Here is a 25877-nt window from a genome sequence, read left to right on the forward strand (position 1 = left end):
GTTTTTCGTTCGGCACGCACGTTGCTCTGCAGACGCGTTATCAACGACGATAATCGTGCGGAGAATGTCTAGATGTCAGCACAATGCTTTATGCAGAGGCCTGCGCCCGGCCACCTTACCGCAGCACGTTCCAGGTGCAGACGAAGGAAGAGGCGGTACTCGCGAAGCAACGTTCGAGCCAAGATTGCACAGGCGCTTTTGCCCTGGTGGCGGATGAACCATGCGCGACTGGTTTCGCGCATGCGTGCATTTGCCCTGAGTATGGTCGCGTTGCAACCTTTGATGACCTCGGAAGTGGCGGCGGTCGAGGTCCCGCGTCCCGAAGCCGAGATTGCAAATTTCATGCTGACCAACGGCATGGAGGTGGTCGTCATACCCGATCACCGGGCGCCGATCGTCACGCAGATGGTCTGGTACAAGGTCGGCAGCGCCGACGAGCCACCCGGCAAATCCGGCATCGCTCATTTCCTGGAGCATCTGATGTTCAAGGGCACGAAGAAGCATCCGCCAGGCGAGTTTGGCGCAAAGGTCGCGGAGATCGGCGGTGAGGAGAACGCCTTCACGTCATCCGACTACACCGCCTACTATCAGACCGTCACGCCGGAGGCGCTCGGCACAACGATGGAATTTGAAGCTGACCGGATGCGCCATCTCGTACTCGCCGACGCAGTGATCTTGCCCGAGCGCGATGTCATTCTTGAGGAGCGGCGCTGGCGCGTCGAGAACAATCCGGAGCAGCTTCTTGAGGAGGAGATGCAGGCGACCCTGTATCAGAACCATCCTTACCGCATCCCGACGCTCGGCTGGATGCACGAAATGGAACAGCTTAATTGCGGGGACGCCCTGGCGTTCTACGATCGCTACTATGCCCCGAACAACGCCGTCTTGGTCGTGGCAGGCGACGTGGACGCCAAGACGGTGTGGCGGCTAGCTGACAAGACTTTCGGGGCCCTGCCGCGCGGTCAGGACTTGCCGGAGCGAGTGAGGCCACGGGAGCCGGAGCAGAACACTAAACGGACCGTGGTGCTCACTGATAGGCGCGTGACCGTGCCGACCTACGAAAAGTCATGGGTGACAACGTCCTATGGAACGGCCGGGCCGGGCGAAGCGGAAGCGCTCGATATCCTGTCGGAGGTTCTCGGCGGAGGAAACCGCAGCCGGATCTATCAGCAATTGGTGGTTAAACAGGGAATAGCCTCCTCGGGCGGCGCCTATTTCAACGGAAGATCGCTCGATCCGTCGAGCTTCACGCTTTATGGCTCACCGCGGGGCGGAGCGAAGATCGGGGCGGTGGAGGATGCGATCGACGCTGAAGTTCGGAAAATCATCGAGTACGGCGTTACGGATGTCGAGCTCGAGAAGGCCAAAAACCGCTTGGTGCGCTCGATGGTCTTCGCACGCGACAGCCAGTTTGGAATGGCCCACATTTACGGCGCGGCGCTTGCAACCGGTAATACTGCGTACGACGTGGACGAATGGCCGTCAAGAATCCGCGCCGTAACGGCGGCAGAGGTTCAGGCGGTTGCCAGGAAATACCTTAACCCGGACCGGTCGGTGGCGGCATATCTGCTGCCCCGAGAAAGCGCTGCCGCAGGAGATAAAAGCCGATGATCATGTTCAACCGACAGCCAATCGGGGCCACACTAATAGTGGTCATGGCATACCTAATGGTGGGCCTTGCCGCGATGCCAGCTCTCGCGGGCATGGCCATTGAGGAGGTCAAGACATCGAGCGGGATAAAGGCGTGGTTGGTGCAGGATTATTCGCTACCGATCATCACCATTCGTTTTGCATTCCGGGGCGGCAGCGCGCAGGATCCGTCCGGTAAGGAAGGCCTTGTGAATCTGCTGACTGGGTTGTTCGAGGAAGGAGCCGGTGACCTTGACAGCGATGCCTTCCAGGAGCGGCTAGACGATGCTGGCGCCGAGATGTTCTTCGAGGCCGGGCCCGATGCCGTCTATGGCTATATTCGAGTGCTTGCCGACCGGAAGGACGATGCGTTCGAACTTCTTCGGTTAGCAGTCGAACAGCCGCGCTTCGACCAGGCGCCAGTGGACCGCATTCGCGCCCAAATCGTCTCCGGCATCCTTGCGCAAGCCAATGATCCCGAAATGGCCGCACACGTCGCATGGATGAAGGCGATCTATGGCGATCATCCGTATTCGCGGCGGCCGGAGGGTAGCGAGCAAACACTCGCCGCCGTCAAGACCTCCGATCTGAAGGCGCTTCATAAGCGGATTTTGGCGCGCAGCAATCTTGCCATTGCCGCGGTGGGAGCGATCGATCCCGGCACACTCAAGCGCGATCTGGATCAGATATTCGGCGGACTGCCTGCTACCTCCTCCCTGACGCCGGTTGCGGACACGGTGCCTAAGCTAGGGCGGGCAATTCGAGTCCCGTATGACTTACCTCAGGAGCAACTGAGCCTAGCTTACCCGGGAATCAGCCGCAAAGACCCGCAATTCTTCGCAGTCTATCTCATGAACCAAATCCTCGGCGGACACTCGTTCACGTCCAGGCTCTGGCATGAGGTGCGCGAGAAGCGAGGCCTCGCTTACGGCATCCACACCACCCTCGTGAACAACGACCATGCTTCGGCGATCGTTATCAATACGGGGACCCGGCCAGACCGGGCCGCAGCGACGCTCTCCCTCATCCGCGCCGAGGTCAGGCGAATGTCGGAGGAGGGCGTCAGCGAAGACGAGCTCAAGGCGGCGAAGAAAAAGCTCATCGGCGGCTATGCGATCGAAAATCTGAACTCATCTAGTGCGATCGCCGCCACTTTGGTCGAAATCCAGCTGGGAGACCGCGGCATCAACTATATCGAACGGCGCAAACAACTGATCCAGGCAGTCACTGTGGAGGACGTCCGGGCAGTCGCGAAACGGCTGCTCTCCGCCGACCCCACGGTCATGATCGTCGGACCGCCGCTCAAGGAAACGAAAGGCTGACCCTCTAGTGGAGGCCCGGCTGGTAGCGGCTGGGCCGACCTTTTCCACCGCCCCGGCGGGGCCCGCCAGCTTATCCAGCCGACATGACCACTCGACCCTTGGATTGAGGTCGCCACGTTAACGATAAAAGCAGCGAGCACACCGCCATGTCGTCTTAAGATTTGCTCTACCGTCCCTTTGAGACGCTGATCCGTTCACTTCACATTCCCAGACAGCTGCCGGCAAGCGGGCCATTGCGCACGTATGTTCCGTGCCGTGCTGCGACGAGCGCCATCCTTGCGGCCGACGCCGAGGGAACAATCTGGGGCTTCTCAGTCATTGTGGACTGAGTGAGCGCGGAGGGTGCGGCAGGTTTCCTCGACGCGGACCGCCTTCGCTGACCAATCTCGGCTTTATGGTTTTCCCGGTACTGCCGCTCCTTATCGTCCTGGCCAATACGTTGAACTCTCAGACACCGGCGGCCTACATGCCAGCCGCGATGAATGGCAGGTCTGATGCTCTCGTTTGATCTTACGCAAGCACGGTCGATTTACGCGCCATTACCAATGCAAGTGAGGGATATTAATTCGGACCCTGATTCGCCCCTATCGTTTACAGGTGGCGACCTGCGTCCACACTCCGCGCCAGCGTTCGCACCACATTTTCCCGCGTTAGCCGTAGTGCGTGGACATCAAGCCGCTCACTCAGCAACGGGTTCTCCAGCACTTGCCGCTATCTCAGCAGTGCTCACCGCCGGAGGGATACTGATTTCTCTCTGGCATAACGCGACTATGCACGCACGCACGGGAGGGGTTCGTTCACGCTCTCTCCTTGGGGTAACGTCAAGATCACAATCAGGACCTAATTCACGATAATTGCCTGTGGAACGGCGGTACGGGGGGCCCCGGGCCTCGAGTGTGCCGGCTCAACCGGCGTAATGTACTCGAGCGCGGCCGCTCCTGCGACGCTGGACACATGCTGCCAAAGACAGTGTTTGACCTAGCAGTGGTCTACGAGTTACTCACGGAACTAACCCGCTTACGCGTGCCCAGTTGAGGCGTCATACAAATGTGCTTAGGGTAGCGGTCGCGGACGCACAGATGCCTCAATTGAGTTGCTGACTTTCAGTTGAGCTATGTCAAAGGAGTGTGTCGACAGATGTGGGACTCATATCATGGCTCCCGAAGAGCAAATAAGATTACGGACTGAGGAGGCGATTGTGTTGAGTGTTAACTCTGAAAAGAATAGAGGTAAGCCAAACTCTGTGGATGCCCATGTCGGCCGGCGAATTCGCCAGCGGCGTGTATGGCAGAACATGTCGCAGGCGACTCTCGGCGAAGCCATCGGGGTGACGTTTCAACAGGTCCAAAAATATGAAAAGGGCGTGAACCGCGTCGGCGCTGGCCGGCTCCAGCAGATTTCGAAGGCTCTGAAAGTGCGGCCTTCCTACTTCTTTGAAGGTAATCCTGACGAAATCCAATCGGTCGGGCAGTCCGCCGAAAATCAGGTCGATATCCCGCCCGAAGTGATTGAATTCGCTGCAAGCGAGGAAGGGATCGATCTCATTAGAGCCTTTTCCCGCGTGGGCGACCATGATGTACGCTGCCGAATCGTAATGCTGGTAGAATCTCTGGCGAACACGAGTGGTAATGTGTAACGCCCCGCCTCGGGTGCAGGCAGGGTGCTCTAACGTCAGACCGCACCGCCGCAGTACGTAAATTAGTCAGCTAGTCCATCTGAAACTCTCGCGCGTTCTTCAACGGGGCGCGCTTCCGTGTGCTTGAGGTGTCAGATCGCACTGAGATTGGTGCTATGAATCGATGGTAGACTGCCAATGAATACGATGAGGCGACTGACGCATGCCCTAGAACTAATGCAACTGCCTCGGGTGCGCTCTCCCGTGGAGAGTACCCCATCCAATGCCGGCCAGCCCACGCAGACCCGGACTCGCAGCCAGTGGACGCCAACACCTATGGACAAGTCGAAGTTGCACGAGCCGGAGTTCGGCAAGCCGACGCTGTTGTGCAATTGCAAGAGCCGCTGCCGGTCTCGCGATCTCGCACAAGATCCAACGCCGATTTCACAAGGGCCCTCTTGGCGATAGCGTCATCAAGATCTGCTATGGTTACGACAACCTGGCGCAGGGCTTGGTGCATCCACAGGGCCGATAGCTGCCATACAAACAACCGATTTCTCGAATGTCGCCGAATGCTGCATAAACGCCAACAGCAGCTTTCGCCCGCATCGATGTGCGGCTGTTTCGTTCAGCTGGTTGATGAGGCGGCTCGACGAAGACATGGGGCAGCCGGCCATAAGTGCGAACGCGCCTGTGCAGCTTAAACTGTTATGCCAGTATGGAAGTTCCTAAACGAAGGGAGTGATCGGATGCCGGACCAGCCTTACGTGCACACGGACGTAATGAACAGCGATGGCGCAGACCTTCCGGTGAACGCGGACGGCCTGAAATTTGCTTTGCGCAGGATGAGCGGTGGCGTCAGCGTCATCACCACAGGGCAGGGCGAGGAACGTACCGGAGCAACCGTTACTTCCGCGACGGCCCTCTCTGTCGAGCCTCCATGCATGCTCGTTTCTCTCAATCGTTCCTGCTCAACGTGGCCTGCCGTTGCGCGATTCGGCCATTTTTGCGTGAACATCCTGGGCCATGCCCACGAGGTACTCGCGAGCCAATTCGCCGGCCTCGGCGGGCTGACGGGCGCGGACCGTTACCGCGGTGCCAAGTGGACTCAACTCATCAGCGGCGCGCCCGTCCTTCAGGGTGCGGCGGCGGCCATCGACTGCGAGCTTGAGGAGGCCATAGAAAGGCACAGCCATGTGATTGTGCTCGGCCGCGTCGTCGGCATTTGTATCGGGAACGGAGGTTCATTGGTTTATCGTGACGGCCGTTATTTTGCATTTGCCGAGTAGGGCCATAAGCAAGCCACCCCCGCACTGCAACTTGTTTTCTTTTGGATTTCTGCAACAGGAGCATCTGACGGTTGCGGCAATATTGGAATGTCCGCACTAGCGCAACGCAGAAATCGCACTTTGATTTCCGCACAGCCACCAAGCGCCTGGATTTGCGACAAATACCGGACCGATTGACATAGCGCAAAGACAACGGGAAAGCGCGCCGGCTAGTGTGATGCTGATGTGAGCATGGGACACCAGCCTTTGCAGACTCCAATCCTGGAAAAGTATTGCGATGCTCGCCTGCCTTGGTACACCATTTACCCGACGGTACCGGAATTCTCCGCGTCGGTGGGCGTCAAGGCTTGTGAGAACTGGCTGAGCCGCTTGCCGAGCAACGAGTCGGTGTCGCTCTATCTCCACGTGCCGTTCTGCCGCTCGATCTGTTGGTACTGCGGCTTCCCTACCACCAGCACTCGCCGGGAGGCGCCGGTCCTCAATTACTTAGCGGTGCTGCGTGAGGAGATCCGTTTGGTCGCAGAGCAAGCTCCCCAAGCGTTGCTCGTGAGTGACGTGCATTTTGGCGGCGGAACGCCGAACCTTATCGGGCCAGCGGAGTTCCTCGCGCTGATGGAATTCCTGCGTCGCCGCTTCGCATTCACGAAAACCGCTACGGTAGCGGTTGAGATCGACCCGCGCACATTCACAATGGAGATGGCCGAAGCCTTAGGAAACGCCGGTGTGACCCGCGCGAGTCTTGGCGTGCAGAGCTTCGATCCTGTTGTTCAAGTAGCGGTCAACCGGGTTCAGACTGAGGCGCAGATCGCGGCTGCCCTCGAAAATCTGCGCCAGCATGGAATAAACCGCGTCAACTTCGACCTCATGTACGGTCTCCCTCATCAGACGGTGGAGTCGTGCGTTGAGACCGCGTCGAGGGCGGTGGCCATGCGCCCCGATCGGCTTGCGGTTTTTGGTTACGCACACATTCCTTCGTTCAAAAGAAATCAGCGCCTTATCGAACAGACAGCACTGCCGGACACCACTGCTCGTGCCGAACAAGCTGCGGCCGTGGCCGAGACCCTGGTTGCCGCCGGCTACCGAGAGATCGGGCTTGACCATTTCGCCCTTCCGGACGACGAACTCGCGGTGGCGCAGAAAGCCGGGCGCCTGCGGCGTAACTCCTTGGGTTACTCGGCCGACACCTGTAAAACGCTGATCGGCTTCGGTGCCTCCGCCATCGGCCGTCTCGGCGACGGCTACCTCCAGAACGAGGTTGCAACGGGTTCCTACACGCGGCAGATCAGAGCTGGCCACCTCGCGACGTCAAAGGGCCACCGTCTCACCGACGAAGACCGCGTACGAGGCGCCGTCATCGAGCGGCTGATGTGCGACTTGGAGGCGGACGTGCCGGCAATCTGCGCCGCCCACGGATTTGACCCTATTCCGATCCTCGATTCAGCTGAACGCTTGGCGATACTGGCCAGTGACGAGATAGTAGACATCGAAAAGGGTATTGTTCGCGTGAGACAAGAGCACCGCTTCATACTCCGCGCTGTTGCTGCCGCATTTGATGCTTATCTCGCCGCTCGCCTTGGCTAGCACAACCAGGGAAGCGAGAGCGGAACCTTTGATGCGCAAGGCCCTGTCTTCAGGTACACGCTGCCCATATCGGCGCCAAGGCGCTGTCTCGACCGCATTCCGCCCGTGTTTGGCCAAACGAACGGGATCGGCATCGACCCGCACTGGAGCGCTCCGCGGAATCGAGACTCCCAGAGTCGAGAGATAGCCTCACGCCACCCTGCTATGCACGCGACGCGACTGCTCCAGATAGGCGTCGAAGGCTGCCGCCACGGCGCGGATCAGGAAATGTCGTTCCTCACGAAGGCGGATCACGCCGCCCTCGCGTTGTAGGACGCCATCCTTTTCGAGCATGGCGAGGCTCTCATTGCCATCAAGCACACTGCCGGATTCGAAACCGTGCGCGGCGGCAATAGCCGCAACGTCGGCGGAAAAGTCGCACATCAGCCGCTCAATGATGGCTGCCCGTAGCCGGTCCTCCTCCGTCAAACGATAACCTTTCACTGTGGCGAGATGGCCGCGTGCGATCTTTTGTGCATAGAGGCGGGGCGCCACCTCGTTTTGAAGATAGCCCTCCGACGTCCGCCCGATCGCCGATGCACCAAAGCCTATCAGAGCTTCACAGGCATCGGTCGTGTAGCCCTGGAAACTGCGATGCAATTTCCCTGTGGCCTGAGCGACGGCGAGGCTGTCATCCGCTTTGGCGAAGTGATCGAAGCCGATGCGGCGATAGCCTGCCGCCATTAGGGTTTCGGCGATTGCCTCCGCCTGCGCGATACGGCCTTCCGCATCGGCAAGTGCGGCCTCGTCAATCAGCTTCTGGTGTTTCTTAAAGAAGGGGACATGTCCGTAGCCAAAGACGGCGAAGCGGTTGGGACCCATGGCGATCGCCGCTTCGGCCGTCTCGACACAAGATTGTACCGTCTGGTGCGGCAGGCCGTAGATGAGATCCAAGTTGATGCTGCCGACGCCCGCCGCCCGCAGCTGGGCGACGGCCTCCGCCGTCCGTTCCTCAGTTTGGATCCGATTGATGGCCTTCTGCACGAGCGGATCGAGGCTCTGAACGCCGAGGCTGGCGCGGTTCACGCCTGCTTCGCCAAGAGCTATCACCATCTCCTCTTGGAGCGTACGCGGGTCGATTTCCACGGCGATCTCCGCGGCAATCGCGAAGTCGAAACGGTCACGTAGAAGTTGGAACAGCTCCAGAAATTTCCGTGGCCGGATGATTGTCGGCGTCCCCCCTCCAAAATGCACGTGACCAACGCTGAGCCGTTTCTTCGCCGCCGCAGAGACCAGGCACACCTCCTCACGGAGCGCTGCCAAGTAGTCGAGGATCGGTTCGTCGCGCTTGGTTATCGTTGTATGACAGCCGCAATACCAGCACATCGATCGGCAGTACGGGATATGCAGATAGAGCGATACTGGCTTCTCCGCAGAAAGGGATGCGAGCCAGTCGCCGTAGGTGTCGGCACCGATCGCGGACGAAAAGTGGGGAGCCGTCGGATAGCTTGTATAGCGGGGCAGCATTGCCTCGCGGTATTTTGCGAGAAGATCTGGTTGCATGGGCGTCCTTGTGGTTCCAGGAAGGCACCGTTCGGCTGCCATCGTAGAGAGGCATCGGCCGCCACTCTTTGAGCAATGTCAAAGACACGCAGAAAGGCTGCTCCCGTTTCCTCGCTGCCGTACTCTTCATGGTGGCTAGCAACGAGTATTGGCGAATCGACGAGCTGGAACTGAGGGCCTGTGACAAAACCTCACGTCTGCGATCTGCGCGAGTTAGTTCAATGACAGTTGGCTAGGTGGGGACGACCATCCTCCAAATACCGCATTCAAAAACGCGGGCTTCACCCGATTGTTTGATAAGGATCAAAGTGACCGCATCGTCTCTACTGTATCTCCTTGCATCGCGAGCCAAGCCGGCTCTGAAACCAAAGGAGAATTTCCGTGCGCACATTTGCGAAAGCCGCTGTCGCTGCCGCCATCCTTGCCGTTTTTGCCAGCACCGCAAACGGCGCCGAGTTCGAGGTTCACATGCTCAACAAGGGCGCCGAGGGCCCGATGGTGTTTGAGCCGGCATTCGTCAACGTGAAGCCGGGCGACAGCGTTACCTTTATCCCGAAGGACAAGGGGCATAACGTCGAGACGATCAAGGGCATGATCCCAGACGGCGCCAGCCCCTTCAAGAGCAAGCCGAACGAGACTTATAAGGTCACGTTCGATGTCCCCGGCCTTTACGCCGTCAAATGCGCGCCGCATGTCGGCATGGGCATGGTCGGCGTTGTGATTGTGGGCGATGCACCTGCCAATGTCGAAAAGGTGAAGGCCGGCAAGCTGCCGAAAAAGGCAGTGGAGCGCCTTCATGCCGCTATCGCGGCTGCCATCCAGGAATAATCGGGAATTTGGCAGATGACGGGTCGGTCCCGCTGGTTTGCTTGGCGTCTCGCTTTTGGTGTTCGAGCTGCGCTGGATTTTTAAAGAAGCGGCATTCGGCACGTGGCCGATCTTGCCGGAGGGAGCGTTGTTGTCTAGGGCTTGCTCTCGTCCGGACCTGCCAGCTCATCCTCGACCGTCCGTCTCCTTGCGCATAGAGAGCGGAATAGGCAGACCATATCCATTTCTCCTGCGCCCCCCACTCACGACTTCTCGGCCGGGTGCAGCTTCTCTAGTGGGAAGACTCTGTCCCGAGCGCCTCTTCGAGAGGCATCGAGGAGGGGATCGTCGCTTGGCTCGATTTAGTCCTCAGATCACGCCGTCGGGGGCCACGAGATCATGGGACGATTTGTTCCAGTCTGGCCGGATGGCTGACCGGCACCAACCTGGGTTATAGAGGGAGCGACAATTTGCGATTGGCGCACGACGGCTATTCGTTCCTGCAGTGGATTAGGGAATGCAATCAAAGGGCATCGTCGAAGGGACGCGGCTGGCGCGGTCGCTCATCAGATTGCAATTCGGGCGCGCTTCCGCCTACATTCTCGCGACGGCGGCGGTGTTGAGTGTTGTTGCGTTGAGAGTGGCGTCGTGGGAGTTCTTCGGTGGGAGTGCCATGCTCCTATCCTTCACCCCGCCGATTCTCCTCGTCGCCATAGGAGGTGGGCCGGGCCCGGTCACCTTCGCAGCCGGGCTGTCGCTTGTCGCAGCAATCACTCTTCGGCAGTTTGAGAGCGCCCCCGATATGAGCGCGGTCGAGTTGGTCTTCTTCGCTGTTGCGACGCTTCTGATCATCGCATTAGCGGAGCTGCTTGCGGCAGTGAGGCGGGCGCTGGACAGCACGGAGGACGTGGTAAAGGCCCGCGATGCGCATCTAAGATCCATATTGGATACAGTGCCGGACGCCACAGTGGTGAGTGCCACCGATGGCACTATCGTCTCCTTCAACGCCGCGGCGGTCCGACAGTTTGGCTATGCGGAGGAAGAGGTCATTGGCGAGAACCTGCGCATATTGATGCCTGAACCCTATCGGCACGACCATGATGGATACATGCGGCGTTACCTCAGAACCGGCGAAAAGCGCATCATCGGTATTGATCGCGTCGTGTCCGGGCGGCGTAAAGACGGTTCGACGTTTCCGATGAAGCTCGCAGTCGGGGAGATGCAGTCTGGTGGTGAGAGATTTTTCACGGGCTTCATCCGAGACCTGACGGAGCGGGAGGAGTCCGCCGCTAGGCTCGAGCAAATTCAGGCTGAGCTGGCGCGGCTTGCCCGTCTCAACGAGATGGGCGAGATGGCCTCGACACTTGCGCACGAACTGAACCAGCCGTTATCAGCGATCGCCAACTACTCGCATGGCTGTACGCGGCTGCTGCGTGACATAGACGATACCGTCGCAACACGAATGCGCGAAGCGCTCGAGGAGGTGGCGAGCCAGTCATTGCGGGCCGGCCAGATCATCAAACATCTCAGGGAATTCGTAACGAAGGGCGAGACGGAAAAGGCGCCTGAAGACATTCGCAAACTGGTGGAGGAGGCCGCGGCGCTTGCGTTGGTCGGGTCGCGGGAGCAAGGGGTTCGGACCGTATTTGAGTATTTGCCCGGTGCCGAGATGGTAATGGTCGACCGGATCCAGATCCAACAGATCCTCATCAATCTTATGCGCAACGCGATCGAGGCGATGCGTCACGTGGAGCGTCGAGAGCTGACGATCCGCACGATGCCGGCCGATCCGGGCGAGGTAGCCGTTGTCATTGAGGACACGGGCGGAGGAATTCCCGAGGAAATCGCCGGTCAGCTCTTCAAGCCATTCGTCACGACCAAGGCAAGCGGAATGGGTATCGGACTTTCCATTTCGAAGCGGATCGTCGAAGCGCATGACGGTGAAATGACTGTCTCAAAAAATGCAGCCGGTGGGGCTACTTTCCGATTCACGCTGCCCGCCTATGTAGATGAACGGATCCATGCCAATGACTGACTATACGGTGCACATTGTCGACGATGAAGAGGCGGTCAGGAAGTCGCTGGCCTTCATGCTGACGATGAATGGCTTTGCGGTAAAAATGCATCCATCGGCCGAGGCCTTCCTCGCCTTCGCACCGGACGTGAGAGACGGGGTTCTCGTGACGGATCTGAGAATGCCGGAGATGTCCGGAGTGGACCTTCTGCGCAATCTCGGCGAGCGCAAGATCAAGATACCTTCAATCGTGATTACCGGTCACGGCGACGTGCCCATGGCGGTAGATGCCATGAAAGCGGGGGCCGTGGATTTCATCGAGAAGCCTTTCGAGGACTCCGTGATCATCGAGGCGATCGAGAGGGCATCGGCACATTTGATGGTTTCGCAGGATGCGGACGCGGTCAGCGACATCCAGGCGAGGCTCGAGACGCTGAGCGAGAGAGAACGCCAGGTGCTCTCGGCGGTGGTAGCAGGCCTTCCCAACAAGTCGATCGCCTACGACCTGGACATCAGCCCGCGCACCGTCGAGGTGCACCGCGCCAATGTGATGGCCAAGATGAGGGCGAAGAGCCTTCCCCATCTCGTTCGAATGGCTCTCGCCTCAGGTTTCGGTCCCTCCTGATTTTGCCGAATTGATCTCGCGCAATGCGTCGCATTGCCGCAAGCGGTCTAATGCCGGCTCACGGCGGGCAGACGCACGTCAGCTGAGCGGGATCCAAATTGTTGGCTGAAAGAAGCATAGTCGTCGTTGCAGCGGATCAAGGCCTCCGGCGGTCCGTGGCATTCGCGCTGGAAGTCGAAGGATACTCGACCGAGTCCTACGACACCGTGAAGAAGGCCGAAGAATCTTCCCGAGGCGCTCTGTGCACGATCCTTGATGATGAGATACTAAGATCGGAGCCGCAGCCCGCCACGCAATTCCTCAAGAGTCTTGGAGGAAGAGCCATACTGCTGGCCGACGGCTTGTCGGCACTCCAGGCGTACGTCGACAACACAGTATTGACGAAGCCGTTCACCGGTCCCGACCTGCTCGGCGCGATTAACAAGCTGATCGAAGCGGCTAAGTAGTTTCCCTTAGTGATTTAACCGAATTTCTCGCAGCGACGTGAATTGCCAATTTACCCCCAACCGAACAGGGGATAAGACATGTACGCCGCTGCACAAACCTCCTTCCAACAGGCCGAACACGTAGAACGGACCCAAATTTCTGGGCCGTACCTTGTCGCCCCCTACCAGGCTGGTCGCGAGATTTATGCCGAGGGCGATTTGATCGACAAGTGCTATCAGGTTTCGACTGGAGCTGTGAGTGTCTACCGCCTGCTCCCGGACGGACGGCGACAGGTCGTGTCCTTTCATCTGCCGGGGGAAATGTTCGGTTTCGAAGCAGGGTCCAACCATTCTTTCTTTGCCGAAGCCATCACGGAAACGAAACTGGCCGTCTTCGGCCGCCGGCATATGCAGGAGCGTTCGCGGGAGCTTCTCGCCCTGGCCCTGACCGGTATGGCGCGGGCTCAGCAGCATCTTCTGGTGATCGGCAGGCAATGTGCCGTGGAGCGGGTTGCCGCATTCCTGATCGATCTTTGCGAACGACAGGGAGGAGGCAGGCAGCTGCGCTTGCCCATGTCGCGGCAGGATATTGCCGACTATCTCGGCCTCACGACCGAAACCGTGTCGCGCGTGGTGACCAAACTGAAGGGTCGCAGCGTCATCGCGCTCAGGGACGCCAGGACGATCGACATCGTGAAGCCCGACGCACTCCGTGCGCTTTGTAACTAAGCTGGCCGGGTCGCGCAGCAGGCCCCTCTGGTTCTCTGCCGCGTCCAACGGTGCGTGGTTTAACAGGAGGAGGGAAGAGCCATGTTTGTGAGGCGAAGTCTCGAGAGGAATGCCAAGGGGAAGTCGCTGCCGGCGATCTCGCGCGGTTAGCAGGGACGGCCAGCCTCTAAAATTGTGCCAATCACCTACCGCGCACTCGGGCAATAGCCCTTACTGTTTTTCCACGCCCAGCTAAAAGATCGATTGGATGCGCAGCAACCCCAAAATGTCGCTCCAGATCGATGAATTTGCCGGCAATCGCCAATGGAAGAGCGTGGTTGCGACCCGACGATGTCGCCAACTGCCCGCGGCGGACGGCCGTCACGACGAACGCATTCACGCTGGTCCTGCTCGAACCCAACTGGTGGGAAAGCTTGCAGGGGCGGACGAATTCCTACGGCGCGTCTTCGCAATTTCTTGATTCCTGAATTCCCGTAACAGCGCTGTGACCAGGGGAAAGGTGAGGCTGCCGCCATCATGCCTTGACGCCTTGCTGCCCGCCTACGGTGTCAGCCCGCGCGATATCTCGTGGAGAGCACTTGATTTGAATCAAAGTGCCCAGCACTCGACTCTGACAATTCTCGGGGAGACCTCGATGGCATACGTGCGAAGGCGTGTGCCAGTCAGCGATCAGAGAAGAGTGGGGCCTAACCATGAAACATACAGTCGAGATCGTCGTGCTTGCGATCGGCGCCTTCCTGGCGCTGGCCGGAGCCGGCTTTGCCCAGGACCGCCTGTTCGGCGCGCATATGTGGGTGCTGTTCTTCATTCTGCTCGCCGGCACCTTGATGCTCATGCGCCGCGTTGACTTCCGTCCAGCTGCCGCGGGTCATCCGAACCGGCAGACCGAATATTTCGACGAGGTCGTGAAATACGGCGTCATCGCGACTGTGTTCTGGGGCGTGGTCGGCTTCCTTGTCGGCGTCATCGTCGCCCTGCAGCTCGCCTTTCCCGATCTAAATGTCCAGCCCTGGTTCAACTTCGGCCGCATGCGGCCGCTCCACACCTCGGCGGTGATCTTCGCATTCGGCGGCAACGCACTGATCGCCACTTCCTTCTATGTGGTCCAGCGCACGAGCCGCGCGCGTCTTTTCGGCGGCGATCTCGGCTGGTTCGTTTTCTGGGGCTATCAGCTCTTCATCGTCCTTGCAGCGACCGGCTACCTGCTCGGCATTACGCAGGCGCGTGAATACGCGGAACCGGAGTGGTACGTCGACCTTTGGCTGACGATCGTATGGGTCGCCTACCTATTGACGTTCCTCGGAACGATCCTGAAGCGCAAGGAGCCGCATATCTATGTGGCGAACTGGTTCTATGTCGCCTTCATTGTCACAATCGCCATGCTGCACATCGTCAACAACCTGGCGGTGCCGGTGTCGTTCCTCGGCTCGAAGAGCTATTCGGCCTTCGCGGGTGTGCAGGATGCGCTGACACAGTGGTGGTACGGCCACAACGCCGTCGGCTTCTTCCTGACGGCCGGCTTCCTGGCGATGATGTACTACTTCATCCCCAAGCAGGTGAACCGCCCCGTCTATTCCTACCGTCTGTCGATCATCCACTTCTGGGCGCTGATCTTCATGTATATCTGGGCGGGTCCTCACCACCTGCACTATACGGCGCTTCCCGACTGGGCGCAGACGCTGGGCATGGTCTTCTCCGTCATGCTGTGGATGCCCTCCTGGGGTGGCATGATCAACGGTTTGATGACGCTCTCCGGCGCCTGGGACAAGATCCGCACAGACCCGGTCGTCCGCATGATGGTCATGGCCGTCGCCTTCTACGGCATGGCGACCTTCGAAGGGCCGATTATGTCAATCAAGACCGTCAATTCGCTCAGCCACTACACAGACTGGACGATCGGTCACGTCCATTCCGGCGCGCTCGGCTGGAACGGCCTCATCACCTTCGGCGCCATCTACTATCTGGTGCCGAAGCTCTGGAATCGCGAGCGGCTATACAGCTTGCAGCTGGTCAACTGGCACTTCTGGCTCGCGACCCTCGGGATCGTCGTCTACGCCGCAGCCATGTGGGTCGCCGGCATCCAGCAGGGACTGATGTGGCGCGAGTACGACGACCAGGGATTCCTCGTCTACTCCTTCGCGGAGTCGGTAGCGGCGATGTTCCCGTACTACGTCATGCGTGCCGCTGGCGGCGGCCTATTCCTCACCGGCGCACTCATCATGGCCTTCAACGTGACAATGACCATCCTGGGGCGCGTGCGCAAGGAAGCGGCAGCTTTCGATGCTGAACCTCTGTCAGCCGCGGAATAGGAGGCCAGACGATGTCCATTCTCGATAAACACGCACTACTCGAACGCAATGCCACGCTGCTCCTTGTCGGTTCGCTGCTCGTCGTCTCGATCGGAGGCATCGTCGAGATCGCTCCGCTCTTCTATCTGGAAAACACCATCGAGAAGGTCGAGGGGATGCGGCCCTATTCGCCGCTGGAGCTTGCCGGCCGCGGCATCTACATCCGTGAAGGCTGTTACGTTTGCCACAGCCAGATGATCCGCCCGTTCCGCGACGAGGTCGAACGATACGGCCACTACTCGCTGGCGGCGGAGTCGATGTACGATCATCCGTTCCAATGGGGGTCGAAGCGCACGGGGCCGGACCTTGCCCGCGTCGGCGACCGCTACTCCAACGAATGGCATGTCCAGCACATGACTGAACCGCGCTCGGTCGTGCCGGAATCGGTAATGCCGAGCTATGCCTTCCTCAAGGAGACGCCGCTCGAGGTGAAGAATGTCGCCATGAACCTCAAGGCCAACCGTACGGTCGGCGTGCCCTATACGGACGAGATGATCGACAACGCGGCCGCGGACCTGAAGGCCCAGGCCGACCCGAATGCCGATACGTCCGGCGTTGAGGCACGCTATCCCAAGGCCAAGCTCGGCGACTTCGACGGTGATCCGCAGAGGCTCACGGAGATGGACGCGCTCATCGCCTACCTCCAGATGCTGGGCACGCTCGTCGACTTCTCCACCTACGACGACACAACCGGATATCGCTGAGAGGAACGCACATGGAAACCTACACGGCCATGCGTCATTTCGCCGACAGTTGGGGAGTGCTTGCCATGACCCTCTACTTTCTCGGCGTCGTAGTTTTCATTTTCCGGCCGGGCGCCACGAACGCCGCCGTTGAGGCCTCTGCCATCCCGCTGAAGGAGGATTGATCCATGGCGGACAAGCACAAGCACGTTGACGATATCAGCGGGGTGGAGACCACCGGGCACGAATGGGACGGAATTCGCGAACTCAACAATCCGATCCCGCGCTGGTGGGTCTACACCTTCTATGCGACGATTGTCTGGGCGATTGGACACGCTATCGCCTATCCCTCATGGCCACTGCTGACGGAATCAACGAAGGGTTTGCTCGGTTATTCGAGCCGAGCCGTGGTCACTGCGGAGCTTGCGAATGCCAAGGCGGCGCAGGCCGGCAACGCTGAGCGCATCGCCTCGAGCCCAATCGAGGACATCATGGCCGATCCGGAGCTGAAGCAGTTCGCAATCTCGGCCGGAGCATCCGCCTTCAAAGTGAATTGCGCGCCATGTCACGGGTCGGGCGCGGCCGGAGGCAAGGGCTTCCCGAACCTGAATGATAACGACTGGCTTTGGGGCGGAAATCCCAAGGAGATCTACCAGACGATCGCGCATGGCATCCGTTACGATGGAGACGAGGAGACACGTGTTTCAGAAATGCCTGCATTTGCCGACATGCTGACGCCCGACGAAATGCGAGCGACTGCAGCCTATGTGCTGAGTCTGACCGCGACGCCTTCGAATCCGGCACTTGTGGAACTCGGGAAGCAGCTCTTTGCCGATAATTGCGCCTCCTGCCATGGAGCGGATGCGAAGGGCAGCCGCGAAGTCGGCGCGCCCAACCTCGCCGACGCCATCTGGCTGAAGGGCGAGGGCGAGCAGGCGATCACCGATCAGATGAGGTCGCCGAAACATGGCGTTATGCCAGGCTGGGTCAACCGCGTAGGTGACCCCGTGGTCAAGGACCTTGCGATCTTCGTCCATTCGCTCGGCGGCGGCGAGTAAGAAGCATGATGCCGTTCTGGTGCCGCAAAGGCTCATCTTACATAGAGTTCTAGTGGGGACTGCCCATATGCATTATCAGCCCGCCCAAAAAGCTGGCTCCATGGAAAGGCTCGAGGCCAGGCCCATCAGTGCCGCGCGTGTTGGCCGACCGCTTTACGAGAAGCGGCGGAAGATTTTTCCCAAACGGGCGGAAGGCCGCTTCCGGCGGTTCAAGTGGCTGGTGATGCTTGTTACCTTGAGCATTTACTACTTGACCCCCTGGATTCGCTGGGATCGCAGCGCGCATGCGCCGGACCAGGCCGTCCTCGTCGATTTGGCGGCACGGCGGTTTTATTTCTTCTTCATCGAGATCTGGCCGCAGGAATTCTTCTTCGTGGCGGGGCTCCTCGTTATGGCTGGCTTTGGGCTCTTCCTGGTGACCTCGGCGGTCGGCCGCGCCTGGTGCGGCTATGCCTGTCCCCAAACCGTCTGGGTCGATCTCTTCCTTGTGGTCGAGCGCTTTATTGAGGGCGACCGCCTTGCCCGAATGCGCCTCGATGCCGGCTCATGGACGTTCGACAAGGTCTGCAAGCGCTTTGCCAAGCATGCGATCTGGTTGGTGATCGGTGTTGCGACCGGCGGCGCCTGGATCTTTTACTTCGCCGACGCTCCCACGCTGATGAAGAGCTTCGTCGCACTCGAAGCTGAACCGGTCGCCTACATGACGGTCGCGACGCTTACCGCCACGACCTACCTTTTCGGTGGCCTCATGCGAGAGCAGGTCTGCACTTATATGTGTCCCTGGCCGCGCATCCAGGCCGCGATGTTGGATGAGAATTCCTTGGTCGTTACTTATAACGACTGGCGGGGCGAGCGACGCACACGCCATGCGAAGAGGGCGGCAGCTCTCGGCGAGGTGGTCGGCGATTGCGTCGACTGCAATGCCTGCGTCGCGGTCTGTCCCATGGGGATCGACATCCGCGATGGTCAGCAGCTTGAATGCATCACCTGCGCGCTCTGCATCGATGCCTGCGATGGCGTCATGGACAAGCTCGGTCGCGAGCGCGGTTTGATCTCCTATGCGACGCTCAGCGACTATTCCGCCAACATGGCGCTCGCCACCAACAATGGCGCAATCCCGATCGACCCGAGGCGAGTACGCGACGGGAATGGCGTCTTCGTCGAAGGTATCAGGGATTTCGATTGGCGGATAATCTTCCGGCGGCGCGTGATTCTCTATTTCGGGATCTGGGCACTCGTCGGTCTCGGCATGCTTTATGCGCTTGTTTCCCGCGATAGGCTCGAACTCAACGTGCTGCACGATCGCAACCCGCAATATGTCGTCGAGTCCGACGGCTCAGTGCGCAACGGCTACGTGCTCAAACTCCTGAACATGATCCCGGAGCCGCGGCGGATCACTCTAAGCCTGGATGGCATGCCGTCCGCCCGGGTGCGGATCGCCGGCCAGGCTCCGGGCGACGGTCAAAGCTTCTCAGTTGCCGTCGATCCGGACAAAGTCACGTCCTTCAAAATCTTCGTGACCCTGCCAAAAGAGAGCCTCGTGGAGGCCCAATCAGGCTTCTCGTTCAGAGCCGAAGACCCTTCCAGCCACGAACGAGATGTCTACCGCACCAAATTTATTCAACCCGGAACAGCAAAGTGAGCGGCTTATGATCAGGCAAGGCAGTAAACCGCCCCGATTTACGGGATGGCACATGCTGGCGGTGATGGGGCTGTTCTTCGGGACCATCATCTCCGTCAATCTCCTCATGGCCTGGAATGCTAGCCGCAGTTGGAGCGGCCTTGTCGTCGAGAACGCCTTCGTCGCCAGCCAGAAGTTCAATGACAAGCTCGCTACGACCCGCGCCTTTGCGGCAAGCGGCATTAAGGGAGAACTCACGTCCGAGCTGGCTACCATCCGCTACGTGCTGACCCGCAAAGGCGAGCCTGAGCGGGCGGTCGATCAGGTCATCGCCGTGCTCAAACGGCCCGTCGAGGCTCATGAGGATGTTCGCATCGAGCTTGTTCGCGACGGTGAGGGTGTGTTCGTTTCGACGCAGGTGCTCAAACCGGGGCAGTGGATCGCCGACATGACGTCCAAGGCGGGCGGAGCGCTCGTCTACTGTCAGGCCATTCGTTTCATCGCGCAGGGAGAGGACCAATGAGCTGCTGTGCTGCAACAATCGGAATCGCCTCGGTAGAAGACGGTGCAGGGCAGCGACAGACTGCGTCCGAAGAGCTGTGGCTCGCAAGCCGAGTGCTTGGGAACGGGTTGCGCCAGACGGAGCTTAGCGTGCCGGGCGTTCACTGCGGCGCCTGCATAACCACCATCGAAAGCGCGCTGCGCGTGCGGCCGGAGATCGAGCGGGCACGCGTCAATCTCTCCTCGCGCCGCGTTTCGATCGTCTGGAAGGAAGAGGTTGACGGCAGGCGCAGCGATCCCGGCGCATTCGTGCGCGCGATCGGCGAGCGGGGCTACGAGACGCATCTCTTCACGCCCGGCGAGGAAGAGATCGACGCGGTGCTCAAGCAATTGATCCGCGCCTGTGCCGTTTCCGGCTTTGCCGCCGCGAATATCATGCTGCTCTCCGTCTCCGTCTGGTCGGGGGCGGACGCCGCGACGCGCGACCTCTTTCACTGGCTCTCGGCGCTGATCGCGGGCCCGGCGCTGATCTATGCCGGCCGGTTCTTCTATCAGTCCGCCTGGAAAGCGCTTCGCCACGGCCGAACCAATATGGATGTGCCGATCGCCCTTGCGGTCACGCTTTCCTACGGCATCTCTCTCTACGAGACGATCGGCCATGGTGAGCATGCCTGGTTCGACGCGTCGGTCACCTTGCTGTTCTTCCTGCTTACCGGCCGGACACTCGATCATATGATGCGGGGACGCGCACGTTCGGCGATCAGCGGTCTTGCGCGTCTGTCGCCACGCGGCGCGACCGTCGTCCATCCCGACGGCTCGCGCGAGTACCGCGCGATCGAGGAGATCAAGGCCGGTGAGCAGCTGATGATCGCCGCCGGCGAACGCATCCCCGTCGACGGGCGCGTGCTCTCGGGCGCCAGCGATCTCGACCGTTCCGTCGTCAATGGCGAGAGCGCGCCGGCGCCGGTTGCGGCGGGTGACGGCGTGCAGGCCGGCACCTTGAATCTCACCGGCCCGCTTCTCCTGGAGGCGACGGCGAGCGCGCGCCATTCTTTCCTGGCGGAGATCATGGGATTGATGGAAGCGGCTGAAGGGGGTAGGGCGCGGTACCGCCGCATCGCCGACCGCGCCGCCAGCTATTACTCGCCCGCCGTCCATCTGCTCGCGCTTCTGACTTTCATCGGCTGGATGCTTGTGGAGGGCGACGTTCGCCATGCCATGCTGATCGCGGTCGCCGTCCTCATCATCACCTGCCCCTGTGCGCTCGGCCTCGCCGTGCCGGTCGTGCAGGTCGTTGCCGCCGGACGGCTCTTCCAGGGCGGCGTCATGGTGAAGGACGGCTCGGCGATGGAGCGCCTGGCGGAGATCGACATGGTGCTCTTCGACAAGACCGGCACACTGACGGTTGGCGAGCCAAGGCTCGTCAATGCGCACGAGATCGCGCCCAGGGCATTGGCGATTGCCGCTGCCCTTGCCGCCCATTCGCGTCATCCGATCGCGGTGGCCCTGCAAAGGACGACAGCGGCCACGTCGCCGCTCGCCGGCGACATCCGCGAAATACCGGGCGCCGGTATGGAGGCGCGAACGAAGGATGGTGTCTACCGGCTCGGCAGCCGAGTCTTCGCCTGCGGTGCTGAAGGGGCGACGAACGGCCAGTCGGAGGCGATCCTGTCGCTCGACGGCCGGGAGCTTGCGTGCCTGCGCTTCGAGGACCGCTTGCGCCCTGCCGCTCGCGAGAGCATCAAGGCCCTGCACAGCCGAGGGCTCGAGACCGCCATCCTCTCCGGCGACCGCGGGCCAGTGGTAGCGGAGATCGGTCGCCGGCTCGGCATCAGAACATGGTGGGCCGAGCTATCGCCGCGGGGCAAGGTCGAGGCCTGCACCGCCGCCGCCGGCAGCCACAGGGCTCTGATGGTCGGCGACGGCATCAACGACGCGCCGGCTCTCCGCGCGGCGCATGTCTCGATGGCGCCGGCTACGGCTGCCGATGTCGGACGACAGGCGGCGGATTTCGTCTTCATGCATCAACCATTGACGGCGGTTCCCTTCGCCATCGAGATTTCGCGACAAGCCAGCCGGCTGATCCGCCAGAATTTCGCGCTGGCCATCGGCTACAACCTGATCGCCGTGCCGATTGCCATCCTCGGCTACGCCACCCCACTCGTAGCAGCGGTAGCGATGTCCACCTCCTCGCTGATCGTTGTCACCAACGCGTTGCGTCTGGCGAGCACTGCATCGACGAATGCATTTGATCGAATGGAGCCGGTTGCCTGCCCGCGGCCCTTGGGGATCGGACGATGAACACGCTTGTCTATCTCATTCCGATCGCATTAGTTCTCGGCGGCCTCGGGCTCGTCGCGTTCCTCTGGGCCGTGAAGAGCGGGCAATATGAAGATCTGGACGGTGCTTCCTGGCGTGTCCTCGACGAGGGTGATGGCAGACCGCACGCCTAACGGCTCTTCACTTGTTTGACCGGCGTCAAGAAGGGTTGTCCCCCGAACGGCTAGACTGATGTGACTTTTGTCGAGGCTTGTGCACATGAACACGCTGCAATTGACGTCGACGGATAGGGCGACCCTGATCCGCTCCCGCTTCTTCGGGCGGCTGCCACAGTCTACTTTCGAGGACGTTCTCAACAGTGCGTCGGTATCTGCATACGAAGAGCGTGACGTCCTGTTCCGGCAGGACGAGAGTATCAACGATGTCTTCTTCGTGCTTTCCGGGCTGGTTCGGCTTTGTCGCCTGGGAAAGGACGGACGCGAAGCGGATGTAGCGTTATTCCCGGAAGGTGAGATGTTCGCAGAGACTGCAATGTTTCTAAGGCAACGGGCGACGGCGAGCGCGGTTGCTGCCAAAAGATCGGTCATCGCGCGCCTGAACGGCGGCAAGCTTCAACAGCTCGCCGCGACGGATCACGAGGTTGCGCAAGCATTGATCGAGCACCTTTGCTACCGCGGAAAAATGACGGAGGATTTACTCGCAGAAGATCGCTTGCTCACCGCCACGCAACGCGTCGCGAACTTCATTCTCAGTCATTGTCCCGAGGACTCGACTAGTTTCCGCCTGCCGTTTCAGAAGAATATCCTCGCGGGCAAGCTCGGCCTCGCTCCGGAAGCCCTGTCGCGCGCCTTTTCGACGCTACGCCAGTCGGGAGTGACGGTAAGAGGTCGATTGATCGAGATCCACGATCGGCACGCGCTCGAACGATACTGACGAGGCGGTTGGCTCTGGCTGTGGGGCGCTGTTGGAGTTTAAGAGCCCGGTCGGGCTGCATCAAGGCCGACCTATGTATGGCAGGGTATACATGTCTTCGGCTCTATCCTGAATTTCGTCTCCATGGCAGGAACGGAAGGCCGGATCAGGCTGCCTCGGCCAGCATAGCGCTACCCGAGTGGTGCGGCTTGTTTTCGATCACAAAGCCGAACATCCATCCCGTTGGGCGGCGGTTTCCTCGACAGGCCAAGATCGGCTGCTCTGCGCAATGCCCGGTTAGGCCGGGTCAACGAGTGGGAGGCGGTCAATGTCCAGTTGTACTCCGATTTCATCGACACGCTCACCCACTGCGATACCTCCCAATGTCATCACACTGATAAGGCTCCTTCATGGTGCGGCCATCTGGGCAACCGTCATCATTTCTCCGCTATTCGCCTCTCGAGAAACTCCTCCACTAACAGCGCCAGTTGGGCCGGTTGGTAGCCAACCGTTTTCAGATGCAGTTCAGGACTTTGGGGCATCTCGTACGGAGATGTGATGCCGGTGAAATTGGCGATCTTTCCGGCGAGCGCCTTCTCATAAAGGCCCTTTGGATCGCGCCGCGCGCATTCCTCCAGTGGCGTGTCCACGAATATTTCAATGAACTCACCTTGTTCCATCATCTCGCGCGCCATACGCCTCTCTTCCCGGAAGGGCGAAATGAAGGATACGATTACGATCAATCCTGCATCGGCCATCAGCTTTGCCATCTCGGCGACGCGGCGAATATTCTCAACCCGATCTGCGTCGGAAAAGCCAAGATCGCGATTGAGGCCGTGACGCACATTGTCGCCATCTAGCACATAGGTGTGCTTGCCACGTGCATGCAGCGATCTCTCGAGCGCATTGGCGATCGTTGACTTGCCTGATCCGGATAAACCGGTGAACCAAAGAATGGCGGGGCGTTGATGCTTGATCGCACTACGGGCCGCTTTATTCACGTCAAAACCATGCCAACGGACGTTTTTGGGACGGCGTCGCTGGGAAGCGTTCATGTCGGCGCCGACTGTCGGGTCCATCAGGACGAGTTCGTCGCTATCTTGCTCCATCTCCACACCGTTGTGCTGCCGTCGGAGGAAAAGAACGAAACGCCTTGCAAGGCGACGAGCGAATGGGATCTTTTCCAGTGAAACAGACCATAGCGGGCGTGCAGGACGTTCGTGCTGTTGCACGAATCCTGCATTCCGCCGTCGAAGATCAATGAGATAATCAGTTACCGCTGTTGTTCGAGAACTTCGGCGACCTCAAAAAATCTCGCGTAGGGCCCCCCGGCAAAATGAGCCCGCAACTCTTGGAAATTCTCGACTGTTTCATTCAGTGGCCGCTGTTCCTGTCGCTCGAGTACGACGGCACCAGAAAGTCGAAGCGGAGCAACGCCTAGGAAATCACAAATCGTTGCCAGGCATCCGGCCGGATCGCCAAGAAGACCCTCGTACTCGATCGTGAGCGTGCTGCTCGACGCAAAGGAGCGCTTGACCCGAGCGTGGAAATCTTCGGTAGTCTTAAAGTAAGTCTCGCATTCACCGATCGACAGTTTCACGCGTGGTGGCGGAGCCATATCTTTGTCGGAGCTGAACTTCAGCCAGTGCCCAGACCGTCTCGCCTGTATCAACGAGCGCAGCGATTCCAATGTGTTTTTGCGAGTCAAGAGGATGACCTTGAGACCCGGCCAACGGGCAAGCTCGGGCAAAAAGCCTGGACGCTCCTCGAATTGAGGTTCGTTGATTTTGCAGCCAACGTGCGTCACCTTCTCCTCGCGTGCAGGACGGCGCAGATAGGCAAGCTCGAGCAGTTCGCGATCGCTGCGCAAAAGGCGATCCTTATCGGGCCAATTCGGATCGTATTGATTGAGCAACTCACCGTTGCTTAAGACGCTCGGATGCTTGTTTAACAATGCTTCCAGGTAATGCGTGCCGGTCCTTGGCATCCCAAGAATTACAAATGGCTCTGGTGGCGCTGCGGGATAGGTCATAGTAAGGGCCTGCTCTCTACTGGATCGAACAGATACTGCATCACGTATCTCCTCAAATGGTGGTAAGTGGCCTCAAGGCATGAGGCGTCGACGTAACAGTGCCGCCGACAGGAAGAACGGCAATACTGTATAGACACACAGCGCTCCGATATGCAGGCCGACACTCTCGCCCGGTCGGCCAAGCAATGCCGGGCGAAGAAGATCCACTGCATGCGCAAGCGGCAGGAAGCGCCCCACCTGTTGAAAAGCGCTAGGCAGGTGCGAGACTGGAAAGACCGCGCCGCCCAGGAACAACATGGGTGTGAGGACGAGTGTCTGGTAAAAGATGAAATAGTCGTAACTGGGCGCAAGGGCCATAACGACCATCGCCAGGCTCGCGAAGGCGAAGCCAGTGAGAACGACGACTGGCAGCGCATAGAGAGCGGATGGCCATGCTGTATAGCCCAAGATGCTGGCAACAATCATGATAGCCGTGCCTGCTAGAAAAGCCTTCGTGGCGGCCCACGCCAGTTCACCGAGAATGATGTCGCCGAGCGTGAGTTGCGTGCACAGAATTGCTTCCCAGCTCCGTTGAGAATGCATTCGACCGAATGCAGCATAAATGGTTTCGAAAGTCGCCGAGGTCATCGCGCTTGCGGCGACCATGCCGGCCGCTAGAAAAGCGATATAGGAAGCGCCGTCGACTGGACCTACCATTATTCCAAGGCCAAAGCCGAGGGCGAACAGATAGATCAAAGGATCGGCGAGATTTCCGAGTATTGCCGCAATCGCGATTTTTTTCCATGCGAGATAGTTGCGTCGCCATACGGCGATCCAATTCCACGCATTGGCGGGCATGGCCGCCGCCCAGCCTTCAACCATTGC

The 25877-nt window shown here is 59.7% G+C and carries 22 protein-coding genes and 1 pseudogene; 19 read left to right on the forward strand and 4 right to left on the reverse strand.

The window, feature by feature from the left end:
* The first annotated feature begins 282 nt into the window (after window positions 1-282).
* From AYK65_RS18725 to hemN (AYK65_RS18745), 5 genes are all read left to right on the forward strand, one after another.
* Window positions 283-1611: a M16 family metallopeptidase gene (locus AYK65_RS18725; protein WP_244560018.1), complete on the forward strand. Its 1329-nt coding sequence runs from the start codon at window positions 283-285 to the stop codon at window positions 1609-1611.
* Window positions 1608-2951, forward strand: a complete 1344-nt coding sequence (locus AYK65_RS18730) for a M16 family metallopeptidase (RefSeq protein ID WP_081159451.1) — start codon at window positions 1608-1610, stop codon at window positions 2949-2951. The genes AYK65_RS18725 and AYK65_RS18730 overlap by 4 nt, the downstream gene beginning before the upstream one ends.
* Window positions 2952-4149: 1198 nt before the next feature.
* Window positions 4150-4587: a helix-turn-helix domain-containing protein gene (locus AYK65_RS18735; RefSeq protein ID WP_081159550.1), complete on the forward strand. Its 438-nt coding sequence runs from the start codon at window positions 4150-4152 to the stop codon at window positions 4585-4587.
* Window positions 4588-5348: 761 nt separating this feature from the next.
* Window positions 5349-5855, forward strand: coding sequence for a flavin reductase family protein (locus tag AYK65_RS18740; RefSeq protein WP_244560021.1), 507 nt, complete (start codon window positions 5349-5351; stop codon window positions 5853-5855).
* 246 nt (window positions 5856-6101) lie between these two features.
* On the forward strand, window positions 6102-7436 hold the full coding sequence (hemN, locus tag AYK65_RS18745; RefSeq protein ID WP_081159551.1) for an oxygen-independent coproporphyrinogen III oxidase: 1335 nt from the start codon (window positions 6102-6104) through the stop codon (window positions 7434-7436).
* Between the two features lie 189 nt (window positions 7437-7625).
* Here the strand turns inward: hemN (AYK65_RS18745) and hemN (AYK65_RS18750) are convergent, their stop codons facing one another.
* Window positions 7626-8978, reverse strand: a complete 1353-nt coding sequence (gene hemN / locus AYK65_RS18750; RefSeq protein ID WP_081159454.1) for an oxygen-independent coproporphyrinogen III oxidase — start codon at window positions 8976-8978, stop codon at window positions 7626-7628.
* 381 nt (window positions 8979-9359) lie between these two features.
* Here hemN (AYK65_RS18750) and AYK65_RS18755 point away from each other — a divergent pair, with 381 nt between their 5' ends.
* From AYK65_RS18755 to AYK65_RS18825, 14 genes are all read left to right on the forward strand, one after another.
* Entirely contained in the window at window positions 9360-9806 is a 447-nt protein-coding gene (locus AYK65_RS18755) for a pseudoazurin (RefSeq protein ID WP_081159456.1), read from the forward strand.
* A gap of 496 nt (window positions 9807-10302) precedes the next feature.
* The gene (gene fixL, locus AYK65_RS18760; protein WP_081159457.1) at window positions 10303-11820 is read left to right on the forward strand and encodes a PAS domain S-box protein; all 1518 of its coding nucleotides are present in this window, start codon (window positions 10303-10305) and stop codon (window positions 11818-11820) included.
* A complete protein-coding gene (gene fixJ, locus AYK65_RS18765) occupies window positions 11813-12424 on the forward strand; it encodes a response regulator FixJ (RefSeq protein ID WP_081159459.1) in 612 nt (203 codons plus the stop codon). Before fixL ends, fixJ begins: the two co-directional genes overlap by 8 nt.
* Before the next feature lie 98 nt (window positions 12425-12522).
* Complete coding sequence (locus tag AYK65_RS18770; protein ID WP_081159460.1) at window positions 12523-12870, forward strand: transcriptional regulator; 348 nt, start codon at window positions 12523-12525, stop codon at window positions 12868-12870.
* A 78-nt stretch (window positions 12871-12948) separates the two neighbouring features.
* Window positions 12949-13578, forward strand: a complete 630-nt coding sequence (locus tag AYK65_RS18775) for a helix-turn-helix domain-containing protein (protein WP_081159462.1) — start codon at window positions 12949-12951, stop codon at window positions 13576-13578.
* Window positions 13579-14270: 692 nt separating this feature from the next.
* The gene (gene ccoN, locus AYK65_RS18785; RefSeq protein ID WP_081159463.1) at window positions 14271-15887 is read left to right on the forward strand and encodes a cytochrome-c oxidase, cbb3-type subunit I; all 1617 of its coding nucleotides are present in this window, start codon (window positions 14271-14273) and stop codon (window positions 15885-15887) included.
* 11 nt (window positions 15888-15898) lie between these two features.
* Complete coding sequence (gene ccoO / locus AYK65_RS18790; protein WP_081159464.1) at window positions 15899-16630, forward strand: cytochrome-c oxidase, cbb3-type subunit II; 732 nt, start codon at window positions 15899-15901, stop codon at window positions 16628-16630.
* Window positions 16631-16641: 11 nt separating this feature from the next.
* Window positions 16642-16794 carry a cbb3-type cytochrome c oxidase subunit 3 gene (locus AYK65_RS18795; RefSeq protein ID WP_081159465.1) on the forward strand — a complete coding sequence of 51 codons (153 nt, stop codon included), beginning with the start codon at window positions 16642-16644 and terminating at the stop codon, window positions 16792-16794.
* Between the two features lie 3 nt (window positions 16795-16797).
* Entirely contained in the window at window positions 16798-17667 is an 870-nt protein-coding gene (gene ccoP, locus AYK65_RS18800) for a cytochrome-c oxidase, cbb3-type subunit III (protein ID WP_081159466.1), read from the forward strand.
* 67 nt (window positions 17668-17734) lie between these two features.
* Window positions 17735-19309 carry a cytochrome c oxidase accessory protein CcoG gene (ccoG, locus tag AYK65_RS18805; protein WP_081159467.1) on the forward strand — a complete coding sequence of 525 codons (1575 nt, stop codon included), beginning with the start codon at window positions 17735-17737 and terminating at the stop codon, window positions 19307-19309.
* A 7-nt stretch (window positions 19310-19316) separates the two neighbouring features.
* Complete coding sequence (locus AYK65_RS18810; protein WP_081159468.1) at window positions 19317-19811, forward strand: FixH family protein; 495 nt, start codon at window positions 19317-19319, stop codon at window positions 19809-19811.
* A complete protein-coding gene (locus AYK65_RS18815; protein ID WP_081159469.1) occupies window positions 19808-22090 on the forward strand; it encodes a cation-translocating P-type ATPase in 2283 nt (760 codons plus the stop codon). The genes AYK65_RS18810 and AYK65_RS18815 overlap by 4 nt, the downstream gene beginning before the upstream one ends.
* Window positions 22087-22242 carry a cbb3-type cytochrome oxidase assembly protein CcoS gene (ccoS, locus tag AYK65_RS18820; RefSeq protein WP_081159470.1) on the forward strand — a complete coding sequence of 52 codons (156 nt, stop codon included), beginning with the start codon at window positions 22087-22089 and terminating at the stop codon, window positions 22240-22242. Before AYK65_RS18815 ends, ccoS begins: the two co-directional genes overlap by 4 nt.
* 85 nt (window positions 22243-22327) lie before the next feature.
* On the forward strand, window positions 22328-23002 hold the full coding sequence (locus tag AYK65_RS18825) for a Crp/Fnr family transcriptional regulator (protein ID WP_081159472.1): 675 nt from the start codon (window positions 22328-22330) through the stop codon (window positions 23000-23002).
* A gap of 416 nt (window positions 23003-23418) precedes the next feature.
* Here the strand turns inward: AYK65_RS18825 and nodQ are convergent.
* The 3 genes and pseudogenes from nodQ to AYK65_RS18840 form a co-directional block, all read right to left on the reverse strand.
* Window positions 23419-24051: pseudogene (nodQ, locus tag AYK65_RS18830) on the reverse strand (bifunctional sulfate adenylyltransferase/adenylyl-sulfate kinase NodQ); the annotation flags it as partial.
* 203 nt (window positions 24052-24254) lie between these two features.
* The gene (locus tag AYK65_RS18835; RefSeq protein ID WP_081159473.1) at window positions 24255-25013 is read right to left on the reverse strand and encodes a sulfotransferase; all 759 of its coding nucleotides are present in this window, start codon (window positions 25011-25013) and stop codon (window positions 24255-24257) included.
* A gap of 72 nt (window positions 25014-25085) precedes the next feature.
* Window positions 25086-25874: an ABC transporter permease gene (locus tag AYK65_RS18840; protein ID WP_081159475.1), complete on the reverse strand. Its 789-nt coding sequence runs from the start codon at window positions 25872-25874 to the stop codon at window positions 25086-25088.
* Between the last annotated feature and the right edge of the window lie 3 nt (window positions 25875-25877).

The organism is Ensifer aridi, from assembly GCF_002078505.1.
In the GTDB taxonomy this organism is placed as follows: Bacteria; Pseudomonadota; Alphaproteobacteria; order Rhizobiales; family Rhizobiaceae; genus Sinorhizobium; species Sinorhizobium aridi.